Consider the following 21245-nt stretch of genomic DNA (forward strand, 5'->3'; position numbering starts at 1 on the left):
ATTAAAAACCTATCCTAATTCACGATCTAACAAGGAGAACTCAGTGAAAAAGTTAATTTTGACGCTCGGCTTGATGATGGCTACTCAGGCTTGGGCGGTGACCGATACCTACAATATCGATGGCACCCACAGTTTTGCCAATTTCAGTATCCGTCATGTTGTTTCCAAAACTTCAGGGACTTTTAATGATGTCAGTGGCGTCATTACCCTGGATCCTACCAATCTGAATACGGCGACCGTACGTGCTGCGATCAATGTCAGCAGTGTGAATACTGGGTTTGGCAAACGTGATGAACATATCAAGGCGGATAAGTATCTGGATGTGGGCAAATATACCCAGATTTTGTTTGAGAGCACCAAGATCACGGCCAGCAACCAGACGCAGGCAGTGATGCAGGGTAAGCTGACCATGCATGGCGTGACCAAACTGGTGGATATTCCCGTGAAAGTGTTGGGCTATGGCGCCGATCCATGGGGTGGCCAGCGCGCAGGTTTTGAGGGGCATTTGACCATCAAAGCTTCTGATTATGGTTTTGGCTGGGCGACGGGCGCAAATGCGCCGGTCGGTGACGACATTGAAATCACCTTGTTGGTTGAGGGTGTGAAAGCAAAATAATTTTAAATCCATGCGCGGACGTTTTGTTCGCGCAGTGTTTATTGTATGCAGGGAATGAGGAGCGAGTATGACATTGGATTTATTTTACCCGGGCAAACTGGGCAGCATTGAGATCAAAAACCGTATTGCAATGGCCCCACTGACACGTAACCGTGCAGGCGAGGGCGGTGTACCACAAGCAATGAATGTCACCTATTATGAGCAGCGGGCGACTGCCGGGCTGATTATTACCGAAGCGACCCCGATCTCACCGATGGCGCATGGCTATCCTGCTTTGCCAGGCATTTATACTGATGCGCAGGTGGCTGGTTGGAAAAAAGTGACTGATGCTGTGCATGCCAAGGGCGGAAAAATCGTCATTCAGTTGTGGCATGTAGGCCGTATTTCACACCCCAGCCTGTTACCCAATCAGGCATTGCCAGTGGCGCCTTCAGCAATTAAGCCTGCCGGCCAGGCATTTACCTACCAGGGTTTACAAGATTACGTGACCCCGCGCGCACTGGAGGTGTCCGAATTGGCTGGCATCGTGCAGGATTATATTCATGCCACAAAATGTGCCATTGCAGCGGGTTTTGATGGTGTAGAAGTGCATGCGGCCAATGGTTATCTGCTAGACCAGTTTTTGCGCGACGGTAGCAATCAGCGCCAGGATCAATATGGCGGGCCGGTAGAAAACCGTATGCGATTACTGCTCGAGGTGGTGCAGGCGGTGGTGGATACAATAGGCGCAGACAAAGTGGGGGTGCGCTTGTCACCGGTGAACCCATTTAATGATATGCATGATAGCCAGGCGCAGCAAACATTCAATCATGTCACGGATGCCCTGAATCGCTTCAAGCTGGCCTATCTGCATGTGGTGGAAGGGGGCATTCATGGCGGTGGCAAAGCTGAGCCATTTGATTTTGCGGCGATGCGTAAATTGTTTAAGGGCGGTTATATCGCAAACCTGAGTTATGACAAGGCTCGCGGGAATGCGGCGATTGCCAGTGGCCATGCAGATGCAGTCGCTTATGGTGTTCCGTTTATTGCCAACCCGGATCTGGTTGAGCGGTTTGCAAAAAATGCTCCACTCAATGAGGCTGATTCCAAAACGTTTTACGGCGGTACCGAGCATGGCTACACTGACTATCCTTTCTTAAGTGCCTGATCGTACTCGTGTCTACCTTGTGTTGACGGGGTAGACAAGCTTTACTTGGCGACTAATGCTTGCTGCTCAGGGGGCGCGAGCGTAAAATCCGCACAACCGAATATTTGCGGGCCTCTCTGGCTCGTTATATATGCATCCACATCATGCCTCTGCGAGCTTAATTCTGCATGTCTAGCACCAGCACTGTTTCATCTACTTCAACATCCTTGGCCTCAAAAAAACTGGTGGTTGCCAACTGGAAAATGCATGGCAATCTCATGCGTAACCAGCAATTGATTCAGGCCTATCTGCCAGCCTTGGCCGCTTGTACGCGCGCGGAGGTCGTGGTCTGCGTGCCTTATCCCTATCTGGCGCAAATTCAAACCCTGTTGACGGGAACTTCTGTCGCTTGGGGCGCACAAAATGTTGCGAAATATGAGGAAGGTGCCTACACCGGTGAAGTAGGGGCGCAAATGCTGACCGATTTTGGCGCCAGGTATGTGATTATTGGCCACTCGGAGCGCAGCACGGCTTATTGTGAGTCCGATGAAAACATTGCTGAAAAATTCATGATGGCCAAACGGCATGGCTTAACACCTATTTTATGTGTGGGTGAAACGCTGCTGGAGCGTGAAGCAGGCGTTATGGAACGTGTGGTTGGCAAGCAGCTGGAAACCATCATCCGCTTATTTGGCGGAGAGGCCTTTGCGGGCAGCATTGTTTCTTATGAGCCGATCTGGGCGATTGGCACCGGGCTGGCGGCCACTTCGGAGCAGGCAGTCGCCATGCACCAGTTTATTCGAGAGTCGGTTGCCGCCTCCGATAAAACGGCGGCGGACACGCTAAAAATCCTCTACGGGGGCAGCGTAAACCCGCAAAATGCGGTACAATTGTTGAATCAGAAGGAAATTGATGGCGCGCTGGTCGGTCGTTGCTCGCTAGATGCAGAGCAATTTATAAAAATATGTCAGGCCGTCCCTGAAAATAGCGTCATCTAGATAGCGAAAGAGCCAAAAGCCAAATCGTTATTACTTAATGGATTAAAGAAATATGGAAAACGTCATTCTCGTCATTCATGTGCTGGCAGCTGCTGCCGTGATTGGCCTGGTCTTATTGCAGCATGGTAAGGGTGCCGATATGGGCGCCGCTTTTGGCAGTGGAGCCTCCGGCAGTCTATTCGGCGTGTCTGGGTCCTCTAACTTGCTGAGCAAGCTGACATCGATTTTTATTTCAGTGTTTTTTGCAACTAGCTTGACGCTGGCCTTTATGTCCAGCCATAAAGCAAGTTCTGGCAGTGTGGTTAAATCCACAGTGACCCAACAGGCTCCGGCCAAAGGTGAGGCTGCAGAAGTGGCCAAGCCGGTTGAAAACACACCCAAAGATATTCCTAACTAAACATTGGCCGTCGTGGTGAAATTGGTAGACACGCTATCTTGAGGGGGTAGTGACGAAAGTCGTGCGAGTTCGAGTCTCGCCGACGGCACCAGATAGAGTTGCTTGCAACTTTGCTCTGGCAGGGAATAGATGGTTTGGGAGTGTTTTAATGGGCGGCTAGCTGCATTGAAATAACTTGTTAACATGATCGATGAAGGCAAATCAGTGTTAGAAAACTATTTCCCGATTTTGATGTTTATCCTGGTGGGGCTGGGCGTTGGTCTTGGTCCGTTGCTTGCCGGTAAAATTCTCTCTCCGCACAAACCTGATGCGGAAAAAAACTCTCCATACGAATGTGGCTTTGAAGCCTTTGAAGATGCGCGCATGAAGTTTGACGTGCGCTACTATCTTGTCGCCATTCTGTTTATTTTGTTTGATCTCGAAATTGCATTTCTTTTTCCATGGGCGGTGGTGATCCAAGAAATTGGCTCTGCTGGCTTCTGGGCAATGATGGTGTTTTTATTTGTATTGGTGGTCGGCTTCATCTTTGAATGGATGAAGGGCGCCCTTGAATGGGATTAATGCAAAATGAGCATTGAAGGCGTATTAGAAAAAGGCTTTGTTACCACCACGCTGGATACGGTGATTAATTACACCCGTACTGGTTCATTGTGGCCTATGACATTCGGTTTGGCTTGCTGTGCGGTCGAAATGATGCATGCCGGCGCTTCTAGGTATGACTTGGACCGTTTCGGGATTGTGTTCCGCCCGAGTCCGCGTCAGTCTGATGTGATGATTGTGGCAGGTACGCTGGTGAACAAAATGGCGCCTGCGCTACGCAAGGTCTATGACCAAATGGCTGAGCCGCGCTGGGTGATTTCTATGGGCAGCTGTGCCAATGGTGGTGGTTACTACCATTATTCATATGCGGTTGTGCGTGGCTGTGACCGTATTGTGCCAGTGGATGTTTATGTGCCTGGCTGTCCACCCACTGCAGAGGCTTTGCTATACGGCATTATCCAGTTGCAAAAGAAAATCAAGCGTACCAATACGATTGCCAGAACCTGATGGTGACGCGCTCTGACAACATACTAAGCCCTAGAAATTAACTATGTCTGCAAAACTCGAACATTTGTCTGCACAGCTCAAGTTGGCCTTGGGTGAGGGTGTGGTCAGGCTGGAGCAACAGTTGGGTGAACTCACGGTGGAAGTTCATGTGAAACACCTGCTGGCCGTGGCTGAAAAATTGAAAACCCATGCGGAGCTCAAATTTGAGCAACTGATTGACTTGTGTGGGGTGGATTATCTGGAGTATGGCGATGGCCGCTGGGAGGGTCAGCGCTTTGCTGTGGTGCTGCATTTGCTTTCGGTCAGTTTGAATCAGCGTGTGCGTATCCGTGCGTTTGCAGCTGACGATGACTTTCCTGTGTTTCCGACCTTGGTCGATATCTGGCCGGTCGCCAACTGGTTTGAGCGTGAAGCCTTTGACCTCTACGGCATCATGTTTGAAAATCACCCCGATTTGCGTCGTTTGCTGACAGATTACGGTTTTGTCGGTCATCCTTTCCGTAAAGATTTTCCCATGATTGGTAACGTTGAAATGCGTTATGACCCTGTTCAGCAGCGCGTCATCTACCAGCCAGTGTCGGTAGAGTTGCGCAATAATGTGCCAAGGATTATTCGTGATGAAGGTGCTCACCATGGCTGATCACTTGCAAGCTTCAATTCAATGCGGCGTTGTCATTGCTTGCCGTTTTGACTCATACAGTCTGTGCAATTCCGCCTTGTTTTGGGCTGAATCTTGCAAGCTGAGGAATGGTTAGTATGGCTGAAATTAAGAACTATACGATGAACTTCGGCCCGCAGCACCCTGCGGCACACGGTGTGTTGCGTTTGGTGCTGGAGCTGGATGGTGAAGTGATCCAGCGCGCCGATCCACACATTGGCCTGCTGCACCGTGCCACTGAAAAACTGGCTGAGAACCGTACTTATTTGCAAAGCGTGCCTTACATGGACAGGCTAGATTATGTCTCCATGATGGCCAATGAGCACGCCTATGTCATGGCGATTGAAAAAATGCTCGGCATTGAGGTACCAGTGCGCGCGCAGTATATCCGCGTCATGTTCGACGAAATTACCCGTATTCTCAACCACTTGCTGTGGCTGGGCGCACATGCGCTGGACGTCGGCGCCATGACGGTTTTCCTGTACGCGTTCCGCGAGCGTGAAGATTTGTTTGATGTGTATGAGGCCGTGTCTGGCGCCCGTATGCATGCGGCGTATTACCGCCCGGGTGGCGTATATCGTGACCTGCCGGAAAAAATGCCGCAACACGAAACCACCAAATTCCGTAGTGCAGAAGAAATTAACAAGCTCAATGAAAACCGTCAGGGTTCCATGCTGGATTTCATTGAAGACTTTACCAATCGCTTCCCGACCTATGTAGATGAATATGAAACACTGTTAACCGATAACCGTATCTGGAAGCAGCGGACAGTGGGTATTGGCGTGGTGACACCGGAGCGCGCATTGGCATTGGGCATGACCGGTGCCATGTTGCGTGGTTCTGGCATTGCCTGGGATTTACGCAAGAAACAGCCTTATGAAGTCTATGACAAGATGGACTTTGATATCCCGATTGGCGTCAATGGCGACTGTTATGACCGGTATCTGGTGCGTGTGGAAGAAATGCGTCAATCCAACCGTATCATCAAACAATGCATAGACTGGTTACGCAAGAACCCAGGGCCAGTCATTACAGATGACAATAAGATTGCCCCGCCAAACCGCGAAGGCATGAAAACCAATATGGAAGACTTGATCCACCACTTCAAGTTATTTACCGAGGGTTTCCATGTTCCCGCAGGGGAGGCCTATGCTGCGGTTGAGCATCCCAAAGGCGAGTTCGGGATTTATATGGTTTCAGATGGTGCCAATAAACCCTACCGCCTGAAAATCCGTGCGCCGGGCTTTGCCCATTTGGCTGCATTGGATGAGATGACCAGAGGCCACATGATCGCCGACCTGGTAGCCATCATTGGGACACAAGATATTGTGTTCGGTGAGATCGACAGATAATCCGAACAACGTGATAGCGCGGATCGAAAAGATAGTAAGGTAAAAGCATGCTCAGTGCAGAATCGATTGAAAAGATTGAATACGAACTGTCCAAATATCCAGCTGACAGGCGTCAGGCAGCGGTGATGTCTGCATTACGCATCGTCCAGATGGAGCGTGGCTGGTTATCCAAGGAAAGTATTTCCGAAGTAGCCAAGTACTTGCGCATTCCGGAAATCGCGGCGTTAGAAGTCGCTACCTTCTACAATATGTATGATCTCGAGCCAGTCGGAAAATACAAAATTACAGTCTGTACTAATATTTCTTGCATGTTGCGTGGCTCGGATGAGATTGTCGAGCACTTGCAGCACAAGTTGGGTGTGGGCTTCAACGAAGTCACAGCGGATGGTAAATTCTGCCTGAAAGAAGGCGAGTGTATGGGCTGTTGCGGTGGCGCACCGTTACTACATGTGAATAACAGTGAAATGCATGAATTTCTGACCACCGAAAAAGTGGATGCCCTCATTAACGAGCTAAACAAGGGCTAGGATACGGAATATGGCTAAGACTTCAAATGCTTCCTTGAATAGTAAACCAGTGATCAAAACTGATTTGGCCGGCCAGACATTAGTAACTTTGCGCACACTTAGCGAAGACAACTCTGCCGCCCTGGCAACGTATGAGAAATTAGGCGGCTATGCCCAGCTCAAGCGCTTGGTGACCGAAAAAGTGAAGGCCCCGGATATCATCAGCCAGGTCAAGGTATCCAATCTGCGTGGTCGAGGTGGTGCAGGCTTCCCGACTGGCCTCAAATGGAGCTTTATGCCGCGTTATTACGACGGCACCAAATATCTGGTTTGCAACACTGACGAAGGCGAGCCAGGCACATTTAAAGACCGTGACATTATCCGGTATAACCCGCACCAGTTAATCGAAGGCATGGCGATTGCCGCTTATACGCTGGGTGCTCGCGTGGGGTATAACTATATCCACGGTGAAATCTGGCAGGATTATGAGATTTTTGAGGCTGCGTTAGCTGAGGCGCGTGAAGCTGGCTACCTGGGTGAAAACCTGTTCGGCACTGAATTTAGCTTTGATCTCTATGCTGTCCATGGATACGGTGCTTATATCTGCGGTGAAGAAACGGCCCTGATTGAGTCGATTGAAGGCAAAAAAGGCCAGCCTCGTTTCAAACCCCCATTCCCGGCCAGCTACGGTGTATTTGGTAAGCCGACCAACGTCAACAATACCGAGAGCTATGCTTCTATCCCCTGGATCATGCAGCATGGCGGTCAGGCATTTGCAGATTTAGGCGTGCCTAATTCTGGTGGCAGTAAGTTATTCTCGGTGTCTGGTCATGTTGAAAAACCAGGTAACTACGAGATCAAAATGGGGACACCTTTTAAGGACCTGCTGACCATGGCCGGTGGTGTTTGGAAAGGTCGCAAACTCAAAGCGGTGATTCCAGGTGGCCCTTCCACTGCGGTCATGCCAGCGAGCGCCATTGAAAATGCCACCATGGACTATGATGGCTTGAGCAAAGCCGGCTCCAGCCTGGGTGCAGGTTCCATGATTGTGATGGACGAAACCACCTGCATGGTGAAAACACTCAAGCGCTTAAGCTATTTCTTTTATGAAGAAAGCTGTGGGCAATGCACGCCTTGCCGCGAAGGCACCGGTTGGGTGTACCGCATTATCGAGCGTATTGTCGATGGCAAAGGCAAGATGGAAGATCTCGACTTGCTGACTGATTTAAGTAACAACATTTCTGGCCGAACCATCTGTGCTTTGGGCGATGCTGCAGCAACGCCTGTGTTGAGTTTCATCAAGCACTTCCGTCCCGAATTTGAGTATTACATCCAGCATGGCAAATCCATGGTAGATGGTAAATAAACGGTTTTAAGCTTAACGGTAATCACATGCTAAACATCGAAATTGACGGCAAACCTCTAGAAGTCGAACATGGCAGCACCATTATTGATGCGGCCGATGCGGCAGGGATCGCCATCCCGCGTTTTTGTTACCACAAAAAGCTGTCGGTGGCCGCCAACTGTCGTATGTGTCTGGTGCAGGTAGAAAAATTCAACAAACCGCTGCCTGCCTGTGCAACCCCGGTGGCGGATGGCATGAAGATTTACACCCGTAGTAAATCTGCCGTGGAAGCTCAGCAAAGCGTGATGGAGTTTTTGCTGATTAACCACCCGCTGGATTGCCCGATTTGCGACCAGGGCGGTGAATGTGATTTGCAGGATATTGCCGTCGCTTATGGCGCGTCTGGCTCACGCTATACCGAAGAAAAACGCGTGGTCTTCAACAAAAACATTGGTCCGCTGGTCAGCACTGACATGACACGTTGTATCCAATGTACCCGCTGTGTGCGCTTCCTGAAAGAGGTAGGCGGCATGCAGGAGCTGGGCTTGGTCAATCGTGGCGAGCATGCCGAGATTACCGCTTATGTTGACCAGTCTGTGAACTCCGAACTCAGTGGCAATATTATTGATTTGTGCCCGGTAGGCGCGCTGACCAGCAAGCCTTTCCGTTACTCTGCACGCAGCTGGGAGCTGGTGCGCAGACCTTCGATTGCGCCGCACGATGGCTTGGGCTCGCACATTGAAGTCCACGTCAAAGATCATAAAGTCATGCGTGTGTTACCGCGTGAAAAAGAGTCGATTAACGAGTGCTGGCTGTCTGACCGTGACCGTTTCTCCTACGAGGGCTTGAACAGTCCAGACCGCCTCAAGGTGCCCATGATCAAGCACAACGGGCAATGGCAGGAAACTGACTGGAAAACAGCCATTGAGTTTGCATCGGGTCAGCTCAAAGACATTACCAAACAATATGGCGGTGATGCCTTGGGCGTGCTGGTTTCTCCGAATAGCACCATGGAAGAAGGCTACCTGATCAAGCAGCTGGCAGATGGCTTGGGCTGTGGCAACGTCGATTACCGCCTGCGCCAGACAGACTTCCGCCTGGATGGCAAACGTACCGGCACCCCATGGATGGGCTGCAATATTCAGGAAATCGAAGAGCTGGATCGCATCCTGCTGATTGGTTCGAATATCCGCAATGAACATCCTTTGCTGGCACAACGTATCCGCAAGGCGGTTTCAAGAGGGGCGGAATTATGTATTGTCAGCCCGCTCGATAACGATCCATTGATGGACATTGCACATAAAGTCATTGTGCGCCCGAACGACATGGTGAATGTGTTGGGCCAGATACTCAAAGCCATGTCCGGGTTGCAAAAACTGTCGCTATGCTTGCCACCCACCCTGAACAAGTTACTCGAAGAAATTCAGGTGCGTCCCAATACGCAAAAAATTGCAGAGTGCCTGGCAGGTATCAGCGACGACTTGATCCTGATTGCACCCAAGGTTGGTATTTTTCTAGGCAATATGGCCTTGAGTGATCCCCGTTTTACCGAGATGTACAGTATGGCTGAAGCCATTGGCGGCATCAGCGGTGCGAAAGGCGGTATTTTACCGCCAGCGGCAAACAGCACCGGCATGCATTTGATGGGTGTCATGCCTACAGCCACTGGCATGCACGCGCGCGCCATGCTGGAAGTCCCACGCAAAGCATATCTATTGCTCAATATCGAGCCTGAGCTGGATTGTCAGCATGCCGCACTGGCAGCCGATGCCATCGCCAAAGCAGAGTGCGTGATTGCCTTGACGGCTTACAAGTCTGCAGCACTCGACAACGCCGATATCCTGTTACCGATCACGCCGTTCACCGAGACCTCAGGCAGCTTTATGAGCATGGAAGGGCGTGTACAGAGCTTCCAGGCCGTGACGCGTCCTCTCGGCGAAGCGCGCCCAGGCTGGAAAGTCCTGCGTGTGCTGGCAAATACGCTGGACTTGCCTGGCTTTGAATACAACAGTTCCGACGAAGTGAAAAATGCCATCTTTAATGGTGAGAAGCCCTCAGCCGTGGTCTGGCGCAGTCTCAACAACAACCTCAAAGAGCTGGTCGAAATTCAGGTGAATATCAAGAAACAAGGCCTGCAGCGAATTGGTGAAGTGCCACAATACGAGTCTGACCCGATCGTGCGCCGTTCTGCGCCCTTGCAAAAAACCAAATACAACATCCGTCCGATGGCACGGATGCATGCTGACCAATTGGCAGAGCTTGGCTTGCAAGATGGCGACATCGTTGTCGCCCGTCAGGATAAAGGCAGTGCCGTGCTTAAAGCGCGTCTGGATAACCACGTTGCCAAAGGCTGTGTGCGTGTGGCTGCAGCGCATCCACTCACTGCGGGTCTGGGTGATTTGATGGGGGATATCACCATTGAAAAAGCGTCTGCCGAGCAAGTGGCAATTTACGAAAAACAACTGACCGAGATGGCATAACATGCATTTCTTTGCTGAATTATTTGGTTCCTACTGGACAGACGTACAACTGGTCGTGTGGACACTGATTAAAATTGTGGCGATTGTGCTGCCATTGATGATAGGCGTTGCCTACCTCACACTGGCCGAGCGTAAAGTGATTGGTTACATGCAGGTGCGTATCGGTCCCAACCGTGTGGGCTACTGGGGCTTGTTACAACCATTGGCAGATGGCCTCAAATTGCTTTTTAAAGAAATTATCCTGCCGACTGCGTCTAATAAAGCATTGTTTTTTATTGGTCCAGTACTGGCAATTGCTCCGGCGTTTGCAGCTTGGGCCGTGGTGCCTTTTGATGCCACTTTGGTATTGGCCAATGTCGATGCAGGCTTACTCTATATACTGGCCATGACCTCAGTTGCTGTCTACGGCGTGATTATCGCCGGGTGGGCGTCCAACTCAAAATATGCGTTTCTGGGGTCCTTGCGTTCCGCAGCACAAATTGTCTCGTATGAGATTGCCATGGGGTTTACACTGGTCGGTGTCTTGATGTGTGCCAACTCACTGAATTTGGGCAAGATCGTGATGGGACAAGAAGGAGGCTTCTGGCACTGGTATTTTCTGCCGTTGTTCCCGCTGTTTGTAGTCTATTTTATTAGTGCGGTGGCTGAAACCAACCGCGCACCGTTTGACGTCGCCGAAGGTGAGTCTGAAATCGTGGCAGGTTTCCATGTAGAGTACTCTGGCATGGCCTTTGCGGTGTTCTTCCTGGCTGAGTATGCCAATATGATGCTGGTGTCCATGCTGGCCGCATTGATGTTCTTGGGCGGTTGGTTATCCCCGGTGCCGTTCTTGCCTGATAGTATTTTATGGTTGCTGGCAAAAGTCGCTTTCCTGTTGTTCCTGTTCTTGTGGTTCCGCGCTACCTTTCCACGTTATCGCTATGACCAGATCATGCGTTTGGGTTGGAAAGTATTTATTCCCATCACGCTGGTCTGGATTATTGTGGTCGGTGGCATGATGCAAACCCAGTGGGCTTATTTATTCCACTAACTGGACAATCGCACGGACAACGTATTTGGAAACCTTACCATGTTGAACGCAATTAAAAATACATTAGGCAGTTTGATGTTATGGGAGATGCTCAAAGGCATGGCCCTGACCGGACGCTATTTCTTCGCCAAGAAAATTACTATTCAATACCCGGAAGAACGTACGCCGCAGTCCAACCGTTTTCGTGGCTTGCACGCGTTGCGCCGCTACCCGAACGGTGAAGAGCGCTGCATTGCCTGCAAGCTGTGTGAAGCCGTCTGTCCGGCGATGGCGATTACGATTGAATCCGAGCAGCGTGATGATGGCACCCGCCGTACCACGCGTTATGACATTGACCTGACCAAGTGCATTTTTTGCGGTTTTTGTGAAGAATCCTGCCCAGTGGATAGCATCGTGGAAACCCGGATTTTTGACTACCACGGCGAGCAGCGCGGCGACTTGCTGTATACAAAAAAAATGTTGCTCGAAGTGGGTGACAAATACGAGGCGCAAATTGCAGCAGACCGCGCCCAGGATAAAGCTTATCGATAAGCGCGGACAGGAATCCTAAATGTTATTTACCGATATTGTTTTTTATGTGCTGGCTGCGATTCTGCTGTTCTCTGGCATCCGCGTGATTACTACGCGTAACCCCGTGCATGCTGCACTGTTTCTGGTGCTGGCGTTTTTTACGGCGGCAGGCATCTGGTTGTTGCTTGAAGCCGAGTTTCTCGCCATTGCCCTGATTCTGGTGTACGTGGGGGCGGTGATGGTGCTGTTCCTGTTTGTGGTGATGATGCTGGACATCAATATCGACAAATTGCGTGAAGGCTTCTGGTCTAACCTGCCATTGGCATTGACCTTTGGCGTGGTCATGATGGCTGAAATGATGATGGTGCTTTCTGCCAAAAACCTCAATCCCAGTCAGGCAGTGTCTGCACCGGCAGGCTTCAGTAATACGGCTGCGTTGGGCAAGGTGTTGTATACCGACTATTTGCTGCCGTTTGAATTGGCTGCGGTCGTGTTGCTGGTGGCGATGATTGCCGCCATTGTGTTGACCTTGCGCGAGCGTAAAGACAACAAATCCATGAATCCGGCCGAGCAGGTCAAAGTGAAGCGTAACGACAGATTGCGTATTATCTCTATGCCTGCTGAAGTTGAAGTGCCAGCACCGTCTGCAGAGGAGAGTAAATAATCATGGTCGGTTTGTCTCACTACCTGATTTTGGGGGCGCTGATGTTTGCCATCAGTGTGATTGGTATTTTCCTCAACCGCAAAAACGTCATTATTTTGCTCATGGCAATTGAGTTGATGCTGTTGGCCGTTAACCTGAATTTTGTGGCTTTTTCGCATTACCTCAATGATATTGGTGGTCAGGTATTCGTCTTTTTCATCTTGACGGTGGCTGCGGCGGAGTCAGCAATTGGTCTCGCGATTCTGGTCGTATTGTTCCGCAACCTGCGTACCATCAACGTCGATGATCTGGATCAATTAAAAGGTTAAGCGTGATGACAATAAAACAAATCCTGATCTTGATTCCGATGTTGCCTTTGCTGGCTGCGGCCGCTGTTGGCCTCTTCAGGAATTACTTACCGCGCTGGGCCGCACATGTGTTGACCATCGCTGGCGTCGGCGCGGCATTCGCCTTGTCTGCCTACATTTTTAACCAAACCCTGAATGGCTTCACGCTCAACGAAGCGGTGTATACCTGGCTCAATTCCGGTGACGTGCATTTTGAAGTGGGCTTCCTGATTGATAACCTGAGTGCGATGATGATGGTCGTGGTGACTTTTGTATCACTTATGGTGCATATTTATACCATCGGCTACATGGAAGAAGATCCAGGCTATAGCCGCTTCTTCAGCTACATTTCGCTGTTTACCTTCTCCATGCTGATGCTGGTCATGAGCAACAACTTCATGCAGTTGTTCTTTGGCTGGGAGGCGGTCGGTCTGGTGTCTTACCTACTGATTGGTTTCTGGTTTACACGTCCCACCGCCATTTACGCCAATTTGAAAGCCTTTCTGGTTAACCGGGTAGGGGACTTCGGCTTCCTGTTGGGTATAGGCATGGTGCTGTATTACTTTGGTAGCCTCGATTACGCCACCGTGTTTCAGCGTGCCCCTGAGTTTGCCAATACACAAGTTAATTTGATTGGTAGTTGCAACTGGTCCCTGATGACAGTCACTTGCCTGTTATTGTTTGTCGGTGCCATGGGTAAATCTGCACAAGTTCCGCTGCATGTCTGGCTGCCAGACTCCATGGAAGGTCCAACGCCAATTTCTGCGCTGATTCACGCTGCCACTATGGTGACTGCGGGTATCTTTATGGTTGCACGTATGTCGCCATTGTATGAGTTGTCTACGACTGCTTTATCAACCGTGATGGTGATCGGTGCGATCACTGCGCTGTTCATGGGCTTCCTGGGTATTATCCAGAACGATATCAAGCGCGTGGTGGCCTATTCGACCTTGTCGCAACTCGGGTATATGACTGTTGCATTGGGTGCATCAGCCTATTCTGTAGCCATTTTCCATCTGATGACCCATGCGTTCTTTAAGGCGTTGTTATTCCTGGGTGCCGGTTCGGTGATTATGGGTATGCACCACGACCAGGATATCCGCAACATGGGTAACCTCAAGAAATACCTGCCGGTCACCTGGATCACCTCTTTGATCGGTTCTCTGGCCTTGATTGGCACGCCGTTCTTTGCCGGGTTTTATTCCAAGGACAGCATCATCGAAGCGGTTGAGTTGTCGCATATCCCTGGCAGTGGTTTTGCCTATTTTGCCGTGATTGTCGGTGTGTTTGTCACCGCATTCTATTCATTCCGTTTGTACTTCCTGGTATTCCACGGTGAGGAAAAGTGGCGCCATGCCAAACATGATGACCATGCACATGTCGCACATGCAGACGCACACCATGACGACGCGCATCATGATGACCATGCACACGACGAAGAACATCATCATGGCCTAGGACCAAACGATGATCCGCATGAGCCAGGCTGGGTCGTTACCTTGCCATTGGCGTTGTTGGCGATCCCCTCACTGGTGATTGGTTACATTGCACTGGAACCGATGCTGTACGGTGATTTCTTCAAAAATGTGATTTTTGTGAATCCTGAAGCGCATCCTGCCATGGAGCACCTCGCCCATCACTACCACGAGTTCATGCATAGTCCGGCTGGCATGGCGATTCATGGCTTTACCAGCCTGCCATTTTTCCTGGCGGCCTCCGGGGTGGCACTATCATGGTTCTTCTATATGAAGCGTCCGGATATCCCTGCTGCAATCAAAGCCCGCTTTATCGTGATTTACAACATCCTCGAAAACAAATACGGTTTTGACAGCTTTAACGAGAAGTTTTTTGCCGGAGGTTCACGCTGTCTAGGCGGCTTGTTGTGGAAGTTTGGTGACATCACGTTGATTGATGGCGCCATGGTCAACGGCACAGCCAATACCATGGGCAAGATTGCTGCCAAGATACGCACGCTGCAATCCGGTTTAATTTATCACTACGCCTTTGCCATGATTATTGGCGTATTCCTTCTTATGACTTTCTTTATCAAAATTAACTAATGATGCAAGCCGACCTCACAAGTATTTCCTGGTTAAGTCTGGCCGTCTGGCTGCCGGTATTGTCTGGCGTGCTGGTGTTGTTGCTAGGCGGTGACCAAAAGGCCACATTGACTCGATGGCTGGCATTGGTAGGTAGCCTGGTCAGTTTTCTGGTGACTGTGCCGCTGTACACGCAGTTTGATATTCACGACGGCTTCTTCCAGTTTGAAGAATTGCTGCCCTGGGTACCGGCCTTCAATATGCATTACCACCTGGGGGTCGACGGCTTCTCAATGCCTTTGGTGCTGTTAACCAGTTTTACCACGGTGATTGTGGTACTGGCAGGTTGGGAAGTGATTACCAAACATGTGGCACAGTACATGGCGGCCTTCCTGATCATGAGCGGGATCATGATTGGTGTGTTCACCGCGCTTGATGCGATTCTGTATTACGTCTTCTGGGAAGCGATGCTGATTCCGATGTTCCTGGTGATTGGCATCTGGGGCGGGCCTAACCGCGTCTACGCTACCATCAAGTTTTTCCTGTATACCTTGCTGGGCTCCTTGTTGATGCTGGTCGCTTTTATTTACCTGTATCACCAGACTGGCAGTTTCGAGTTGGCTGATTACTATTTGTTACCGCTCAGCCTGCAAGCGCAAATCTATATTTTCATTGCCTTCTTCATGGCATTTGCGGTGAAAATCCCGATGTGGCCAGTGCATACCTGGTTGCCGGATGCGCACGTTGAGGCACCTACGGGTGGTTCTGTGGTGCTGGCGGCCATTGCACTGAAACTTGGCGGCTACAGCTTTCTGCGATTTGCCATGCCGATTGCTCCGGATGCAGCCCATTACTTCACTTCAGCCATGGTCGCGCTGTCGCTGATTGCAGTGGTCTACATCGCACTGGTCGCGCTGGTGCAAAAAGACATGAAGAAGCTGATTGCTTATTCTTCGATCTCGCACATGGGCTTTGTCACTTTGGGCTTCTTCATGTTTAGCCAGTTGGCGCTTGAGGGGGCCTTGGTGCAAATGATTTCACATGGCTTTATTTCTTCTGCGATGTTCCTGAGCGTAGGTGTGTTATACGACCGCGTCCATAGCCGTGAAATTTCCGCGTATGGTGGCGTGGTTAACAAGATGCCTGTGTTTGCCGCATTCGCTGTGTTGTTTGCCATGGCCAACAGTGGCTTGCCTGGCACCTCCGGCTTTGTGGGCGAGTTTATGGTGATTCTGGCCGCAGTCAAATTCAATTTCTGGGTGGCTTTCTTTGCCGCGACGACCTTGATATTTGGTGCAGCCTATACGCTGTGGATGACCAAGCGTGTGTTCTTTGGCAATGTGACGAATCATCACGTGGCCGAACTGAGCGACCTCAGCAAACGTGAGTTCCTGATCTTGGGTATTCTGGCCATCTTGGTGATTGGTTTCGGCGTCTATCCACAAGCACTGACCGAAGTGATGCAGGCAACCAGCACAGAGTTCCTGAAACATATGGCGATTTCCAAATTGCCCGTCACAGGCTATTAAAAGCAGGATTTTAAAAAATGGATAATATGCAATTTGACTTGCTCGCCCTGTTGCCGGAAATGGTTGTATTGGGCATGGCCATGTTTATTTTGTTGCTGGATTTGTTCATCCTGCCACAAAACCGCTTCATGATTTATGGATTAAGTCAGCTGACCTTGCTTGCGGCCGCCTTCCTGACTTTTAAAACACATACACCAGCGGTGGGCTTTGCCTTCTCGCATATGTTTATTGACGATACCTTGTCAGACGTCATCAAAATGATGATGTATCTGGGCACCTCGTTGATCCTGGTATATACCCGCAAATACCTGCAAGACCGTAACCTCTATCGTGGTGAGTTTTATGCCATGGTCCTGTTCGGCTTGCTCGGTATGATGATCATGGTGTCAGGCCACAACCTGCTGACCATTTATATGGGCCTGGAATTGCTGTCACTGTGCCTCTACTCTCTGGTAGCCTTTGATCGCGATAATCCAAGAGCGTCCGAGTCGGCCATGAAATATTTTGTGTTAGGTGCACTCGCTTCAGGGATGCTGCTATATGGCATGAGTATGCTGTATGGCATGACTGGCAGCCTGGATGTCAGTGATATTGCCAACAGCATTAGTCAGCAGCCCAAGAGCCCTGTGCTGATCATGGGCTTGGTGTTTCTGGTTGCCGGTATTGCCTTCAAGTTTGGCGCTGTCCCGTTCCAGATGTGGGTGCCCGATGTCTATCAGGGGTCGCCAACTCCGATGACACTGTTAATTGGCTCCGTGCCAAAACTGGCGGCTTATGCGATGACCGTGCGTCTGTTGGTGCAAGGTCTGCATCCGCTGGCCATGGACTGGCAGGATATGCTGATGTTAATGGCGGTGTTGTCCATCATCATCGGTAACTTTAGCGCGATTGTGCAGACCAACCTCAAGCGTATGTTGGCATATTCCACGATTTCGCATGTTGGGTTCATTCTGTTCGGCATGATGAGTGCCAATGCCAATGGCTTTGCTTCCAGCTTCTTTTACATCAGTGCCTATGTCCTGATGTCAATTGCCGGCTTCGGTATCATTCTGTTATTGAGCCGTCAGGGCTTTGAAGCCGAAGAGATCAACGATCTCAAAGGGCTTAACCAGCGCCATCCATGGTTTGCTTTCCTCATGTTGATCATTATGTTCAGCATGGCCGGTATTCCGCCTACCATTGGTTTTTATGCCAAATTCACCGTATTGCAGGCCGCCTGGCAGGCTGGCTTCACCTGGCAGGTGGTGTTTGCCGTGCTGATGGCGACTATTGGTGCGTTCTACTATCTCAACATCGTGCGTAAAATGTATTTTGATGCACCGGAAGACCATACACCGCTGTCCGCACCGATCGATATGCGCTTTATCCTCAGTGTGCATACCCTGGCGTTACTGGGCTTGGGCTTGTTCCCTGAAATTCTATTAGGCGTCTGCGGGCATAGCTTGCTGATGAGTCTGCAATAAGATGGCTACCAAACTCATTTTTTTGTTGCTCATGTTGTTTTTGGCAAACCTGGCCTGGATTTCGGATAAGTGGCTGGGTTTGGTCGGCAATATTCAGCAGCTATGGCAGCGTTTTGCCGCCATGTTGCCTGCCTATTTCATCACGCTGCTGATTGGCTACCTGGTTGAGCGTTATGTGATGGGACAAGTCTGGCCGCAAGGCTGGGAGTTCTACAGTGTCACGCTATGCCTGTTTCTGGTGTTTTCATTCCCGGGCTTTGTCTATCGGGTACTCTGGAAATAAAGCCTGCGTGAATGTACAAGGGCTACTCCTTGGCATGCGCTCATCGCATAAGCACCCGTCATATTTAATTCATCAATCTTTCACGCTAATTTAAAGCATCCGGTTCAGACTAGGCTTACCCAACAAGCATAGTCGGGGGAAGCCCCGGAAAGGACCTGCGATGCTGAAACTACAACAAACACTGGGATGGGTGCAGTCGGTCGATAGTCGACTGTGTGTCAAAGTCAGCCATACCGGACAATATCGCCTGATACGCAACCTGTTTCGCGCCATTTCGCGTATGGGCGATGGCATGTTCTGGTATTTGCTCATGCTGGTGATTGCCATCAGCCAGGGCCAGCACGGTCTTTACGTCTGCCTGCATATGTTGACCGTAGGACTGAGCGGTACACTGGTCTATAAATGGTTGAAACATCGCACCAGTCGTCCACGACCCTTTCAGGTGCGTCAGGATGTCTTGTTGAGTGGCACGCCGCTGGATTACTTCAGTTTTCCTTCAGGGCATACCTTGCACGCGGTGGCGTTTGGCATGGTGGCCGTGCATTATTACCCGCAACTGTTTCCTGTCGTTTATCCGTTTGTCGTGTTAGTTGGCATCTCACGTGTGGTACTGGGTTTGCATTATCCGAGTGATGTCTTGGCAGGAGGATTGATTGGGTACACGCTGGTCGCTTTGTACGCACCGCTGTTTTAATCGTCATACACATGCTTTAGTCTGCGTGAAAACGGATACCTTGGTATCCGTTTTTGTTTGTGGCCGCTCACGCCATCAATGGGTGTCGACCAACTGATTCACCAAATGCATGACAATTGGTCGCACAATCAGCACACAACAGAAAGCGACAGGCATCGCGAGTGTATAAGCGTGGATGACACGCGTCACATAACCGGCTTGCAAGCCACTGTTGGCGGCCACAATGACCATAGACATCAAAAAGGCCATGATGCCTGCCATAAAAAAGGCAAACACATAAGGCGTAAATTGCTTAGGGATCTTGCGGAAAGTCGTTCTGGTTTGATTCATGGTGGTTCTCCTAATGTGTGGTGACACTATAAAAGCTCACACAGTTGCCGGGTAGAGGCTTGAAGATTTAATCACTATAAAGTTAAACTATCGAATCAATCATGCTATTCGATAGTTTATGGATACCTTAAGAAGCATAGAAAGCTTTGTAAAAGCGATACAGGCCGGCAGTATTGCGGCGGGTGCGCGTTTGCAAGGCATTACAGCGGCAGCGGCCAGCCAGAATATCCAGCGGCTGGAAAAGTCATTGGGGACGCGCTTGTTGATGCGAACCACGCGCAAGCTGGCGCTGACAGAAAGTGGTGCGCTTTATTATGCAGAGGTCCAGCATCTGGTAGACGTGCTGGCCAAGGCACAATCGGCCATTACCGAGTTTCACGGGCAACCGCAGGGGCGCTTACGGATTGGTTCATCGGTGGCTTTTGGCCGTCATGTCTTAATGCCGTTGATCCCGGCATTTAGCCGCCGTTTCCCGCAAGTGTCTCTGGAGCTGATTCTGTCTGATCGTAGCCTGGATCATGTGGCAGAGGATATCGATATCAGCATCCGTTTCAAACAGCAGCTAGAGCCAGGACTGATTGCCAGGAAAATCGCGACCGTCCCCGTGCTATTTTGTGCTGCACCGGACTATCTGCAACGCAAAGGCCTGCCTCAGACCCCAGAAGACTTATCGCAACATGATTGCCTGTTGTTCCGCATCCCGGTGGATGGACGCTTGTTGAACTGGAGTTTTAACCGCAATGGCATGTTATACGAGCCTGAAATCATCCCTAGCATCGTTTGCAATGATATCGACTCCATTTTTCAACTTGCTTTGGCGGGGGCGGGAATTGCGCGCCTGGCCGCATTCGTCGTCAATGACGCGATTAAAAAGGGAACGCTGATCCCGCTGTTTCAGCCTTCCGCCCAACAGCCGGAGGCGATGGCAGCCGAGAGCGTCCCCTTAGAGTTTTATGCCTGTTATCGCGACAAGTACGCCATGACCAACAAGGTGCGCGCATTTATGGATTATCTGGTGAGCGCGATCCCGCAGTCTTGGGAATGAGGCCCAATGCGGCACGCCAAGCCTGAGCCTTGATCAAGGCAATATGCTGTTTTTGACGAAGATTGTCGCGGCATCTTTCAATTTGTCAAATACTTGTTGCTAATATTTGATATTACGTGCATAGTACCAACTCACGAAGTTCAAGTAGTGTTGTTGTTCCCCGGTTCTATCTTTTGGTTCTATCGTTACTTCTCGCCATCTTGATCCTCGTTTTAATGGGCAACCGCCCGCATTTTTATTTTTTGTACAAGGATTTATTATGGTGACAGGTTCTGTTAAATGGTTTAACGACTCTAAAGGTTTTGGTTTTATTACTCCGGATAACGGCGGCGAAGATTTGTTCGCGCACTTCTCTGCAATTCAATCTGCTGGCTTCAAAACACTCAAAGAAAACCAACGCGTAAGCTTTGAAGTGGCAACAGGCCCTAAAGGCAAACAAGCGGCAAACATTCAAATCATTGAGTAATTCAATGGTTTTCGGCAAGGCTGTGAATACAGCCTCCGAGAAAAGCCCGGAGTTTCCGGGCTTTTTTATTTTGAAACGACTTACTTTTTAGGGGGATAGCGATGGCTAAAGAAGAATTAATCGAAATGCAGGGTGCAGTGACGGAAATTTTGCCTGATGCCCGTTATCGGGTGAAGCTGGATAATGGTCACGAGTTGATCGCTTATACCGGCGGCAAGATGCGCAAACACAAAATCCGTATTTTGGCTGGCGATAAAATCACCATTGAAATGTCCCCTTATGACATGGACAAAGGCCGGATTATTTTCCGCCACCTTGAGCCGCGTAAACCTTTTTAAGCG

Annotated in this window: 24 protein-coding genes and 1 tRNA gene; 24 read left to right on the plus strand and 1 reads right to left on the minus strand. The window is 50.2% G+C overall.

Features of this window, described 5'->3' with window-relative positions; all coding sequences use genetic code 11:
• Positions 1-43 precede the first annotated feature (43 nt).
• The 21 genes from ACFQ1T_RS08065 (at position 44) to ACFQ1T_RS08165 (ending at position 19063) form a co-directional block, all read left to right on the plus strand.
• Positions 44-616: a YceI family protein gene (locus ACFQ1T_RS08065; protein ID WP_194748180.1), complete on the plus strand. Its 573-nt coding sequence runs from the start codon at positions 44-46 to the stop codon at positions 614-616.
• A 67-nt stretch (positions 617-683) separates the two neighbouring features.
• Entirely contained in the window at positions 684-1763 is a 1080-nt protein-coding gene (locus tag ACFQ1T_RS08070; protein ID WP_379075551.1) for an alkene reductase, read from the plus strand.
• A 167-nt stretch (positions 1764-1930) separates the two neighbouring features.
• The gene (tpiA, locus tag ACFQ1T_RS08075) at positions 1931-2740 is read left to right on the plus strand and encodes a triose-phosphate isomerase (protein WP_379075554.1); all 810 of its coding nucleotides are present in this window, start codon (positions 1931-1933) and stop codon (positions 2738-2740) included.
• Positions 2741-2792: 52 nt separating this feature from the next.
• Positions 2793-3137 (plus strand): preprotein translocase subunit SecG, encoded by a 345-nt coding sequence (gene secG, locus ACFQ1T_RS08080; protein ID WP_275355808.1) that lies wholly within the window; start codon positions 2793-2795, stop codon positions 3135-3137.
• Between the two features lie 6 nt (positions 3138-3143).
• Positions 3144-3228, plus strand: a tRNA-Leu gene (locus ACFQ1T_RS08085).
• A gap of 113 nt (positions 3229-3341) precedes the next feature.
• On the plus strand, positions 3342-3698 hold the full coding sequence (gene ndhC, locus ACFQ1T_RS08090; protein WP_029148540.1) for an NADH-quinone oxidoreductase subunit A: 357 nt from the start codon (positions 3342-3344) through the stop codon (positions 3696-3698).
• Positions 3699-3704: 6 nt separating this feature from the next.
• On the plus strand, positions 3705-4184 hold the full coding sequence (locus ACFQ1T_RS08095; RefSeq protein ID WP_018985714.1) for a NuoB/complex I 20 kDa subunit family protein: 480 nt from the start codon (positions 3705-3707) through the stop codon (positions 4182-4184).
• A gap of 43 nt (positions 4185-4227) precedes the next feature.
• Complete coding sequence (locus ACFQ1T_RS08100; RefSeq protein WP_275355805.1) at positions 4228-4824, plus strand: NADH-quinone oxidoreductase subunit C; 597 nt, start codon at positions 4228-4230, stop codon at positions 4822-4824.
• 116 nt (positions 4825-4940) lie between these two features.
• On the plus strand, positions 4941-6194 hold the full coding sequence (locus ACFQ1T_RS08105; RefSeq protein ID WP_338654742.1) for an NADH-quinone oxidoreductase subunit D: 1254 nt from the start codon (positions 4941-4943) through the stop codon (positions 6192-6194).
• Positions 6195-6241: 47 nt separating this feature from the next.
• Complete coding sequence (gene nuoE / locus ACFQ1T_RS08110; protein ID WP_194748174.1) at positions 6242-6721, plus strand: NADH-quinone oxidoreductase subunit NuoE; 480 nt, start codon at positions 6242-6244, stop codon at positions 6719-6721.
• Positions 6722-6731: 10 nt separating this feature from the next.
• Positions 6732-8066 carry an NADH-quinone oxidoreductase subunit NuoF gene (gene nuoF, locus ACFQ1T_RS08115; RefSeq protein ID WP_379075560.1) on the plus strand — a complete coding sequence of 445 codons (1335 nt, stop codon included), beginning with the start codon at positions 6732-6734 and terminating at the stop codon, positions 8064-8066.
• 26 nt (positions 8067-8092) lie between these two features.
• The gene (nuoG, locus tag ACFQ1T_RS08120) at positions 8093-10525 is read left to right on the plus strand and encodes an NADH-quinone oxidoreductase subunit NuoG (RefSeq protein ID WP_379075563.1); all 2433 of its coding nucleotides are present in this window, start codon (positions 8093-8095) and stop codon (positions 10523-10525) included.
• 1 nt (position 10526) lies between these two features.
• Positions 10527-11555: an NADH-quinone oxidoreductase subunit NuoH gene (gene nuoH, locus ACFQ1T_RS08125; protein WP_313988343.1), complete on the plus strand. Its 1029-nt coding sequence runs from the start codon at positions 10527-10529 to the stop codon at positions 11553-11555.
• Positions 11556-11594: 39 nt separating this feature from the next.
• Positions 11595-12086: an NADH-quinone oxidoreductase subunit NuoI gene (nuoI, locus tag ACFQ1T_RS08130; protein WP_228518756.1), complete on the plus strand. Its 492-nt coding sequence runs from the start codon at positions 11595-11597 to the stop codon at positions 12084-12086.
• Between the two features lie 19 nt (positions 12087-12105).
• Complete coding sequence (locus ACFQ1T_RS08135; protein WP_379075567.1) at positions 12106-12729, plus strand: NADH-quinone oxidoreductase subunit J; 624 nt, start codon at positions 12106-12108, stop codon at positions 12727-12729.
• Between the two features lie 2 nt (positions 12730-12731).
• Positions 12732-13037, plus strand: coding sequence for an NADH-quinone oxidoreductase subunit NuoK (gene nuoK, locus ACFQ1T_RS08140; RefSeq protein WP_194748169.1), 306 nt, complete (start codon positions 12732-12734; stop codon positions 13035-13037).
• Between the two features lie 5 nt (positions 13038-13042).
• On the plus strand, positions 13043-15115 hold the full coding sequence (nuoL, locus tag ACFQ1T_RS08145) for an NADH-quinone oxidoreductase subunit L (protein ID WP_275355797.1): 2073 nt from the start codon (positions 13043-13045) through the stop codon (positions 15113-15115).
• A complete protein-coding gene (locus ACFQ1T_RS08150) occupies positions 15115-16623 on the plus strand; it encodes an NADH-quinone oxidoreductase subunit M (RefSeq protein ID WP_194748167.1) in 1509 nt (502 codons plus the stop codon). Before nuoL ends, ACFQ1T_RS08150 begins: the two co-directional genes overlap by 1 nt.
• Positions 16624-16640: 17 nt before the next feature.
• A complete protein-coding gene (gene nuoN, locus ACFQ1T_RS08155) occupies positions 16641-18086 on the plus strand; it encodes an NADH-quinone oxidoreductase subunit NuoN (RefSeq protein ID WP_379075572.1) in 1446 nt (481 codons plus the stop codon).
• A 1-nt stretch (position 18087) separates the two neighbouring features.
• Complete coding sequence (locus tag ACFQ1T_RS08160) at positions 18088-18369, plus strand: DUF2818 family protein (RefSeq protein ID WP_194748165.1); 282 nt, start codon at positions 18088-18090, stop codon at positions 18367-18369.
• A 160-nt stretch (positions 18370-18529) separates the two neighbouring features.
• Positions 18530-19063 carry a phosphatase PAP2 family protein gene (locus ACFQ1T_RS08165; protein WP_313988330.1) on the plus strand — a complete coding sequence of 178 codons (534 nt, stop codon included), beginning with the start codon at positions 18530-18532 and terminating at the stop codon, positions 19061-19063.
• A gap of 75 nt (positions 19064-19138) precedes the next feature.
• On the opposite strand, the gene ACFQ1T_RS08170 is transcribed toward ACFQ1T_RS08165, so the two are convergent.
• On the minus strand, positions 19139-19393 hold the full coding sequence (locus ACFQ1T_RS08170) for a DUF2798 domain-containing protein (RefSeq protein WP_275355790.1): 255 nt from the start codon (positions 19391-19393) through the stop codon (positions 19139-19141).
• A gap of 118 nt (positions 19394-19511) precedes the next feature.
• On the opposite strand from ACFQ1T_RS08170, the gene ACFQ1T_RS08175 reads away from it, so the two are divergent.
• The 3 genes from ACFQ1T_RS08175 (at position 19512) to infA (ending at position 21242) form a co-directional block, all read left to right on the plus strand.
• Positions 19512-20438 carry a LysR family transcriptional regulator gene (locus ACFQ1T_RS08175; RefSeq protein WP_379075576.1) on the plus strand — a complete coding sequence of 309 codons (927 nt, stop codon included), beginning with the start codon at positions 19512-19514 and terminating at the stop codon, positions 20436-20438.
• Between the two features lie 259 nt (positions 20439-20697).
• The gene (locus tag ACFQ1T_RS08180; protein WP_018985697.1) at positions 20698-20904 is read left to right on the plus strand and encodes a cold-shock protein; all 207 of its coding nucleotides are present in this window, start codon (positions 20698-20700) and stop codon (positions 20902-20904) included.
• A gap of 101 nt (positions 20905-21005) precedes the next feature.
• Positions 21006-21242: a translation initiation factor IF-1 gene (gene infA / locus ACFQ1T_RS08185; RefSeq protein ID WP_018985695.1), complete on the plus strand. Its 237-nt coding sequence runs from the start codon at positions 21006-21008 to the stop codon at positions 21240-21242.
• The last annotated feature ends 3 nt before the right edge of the window (positions 21243-21245 follow it).

This window comes from Methylophilus glucosoxydans, assembly GCF_042676145.1.
Taxonomy (GTDB): Bacteria; Pseudomonadota; Gammaproteobacteria; order Burkholderiales; family Methylophilaceae; genus Methylophilus; species Methylophilus glucosoxydans.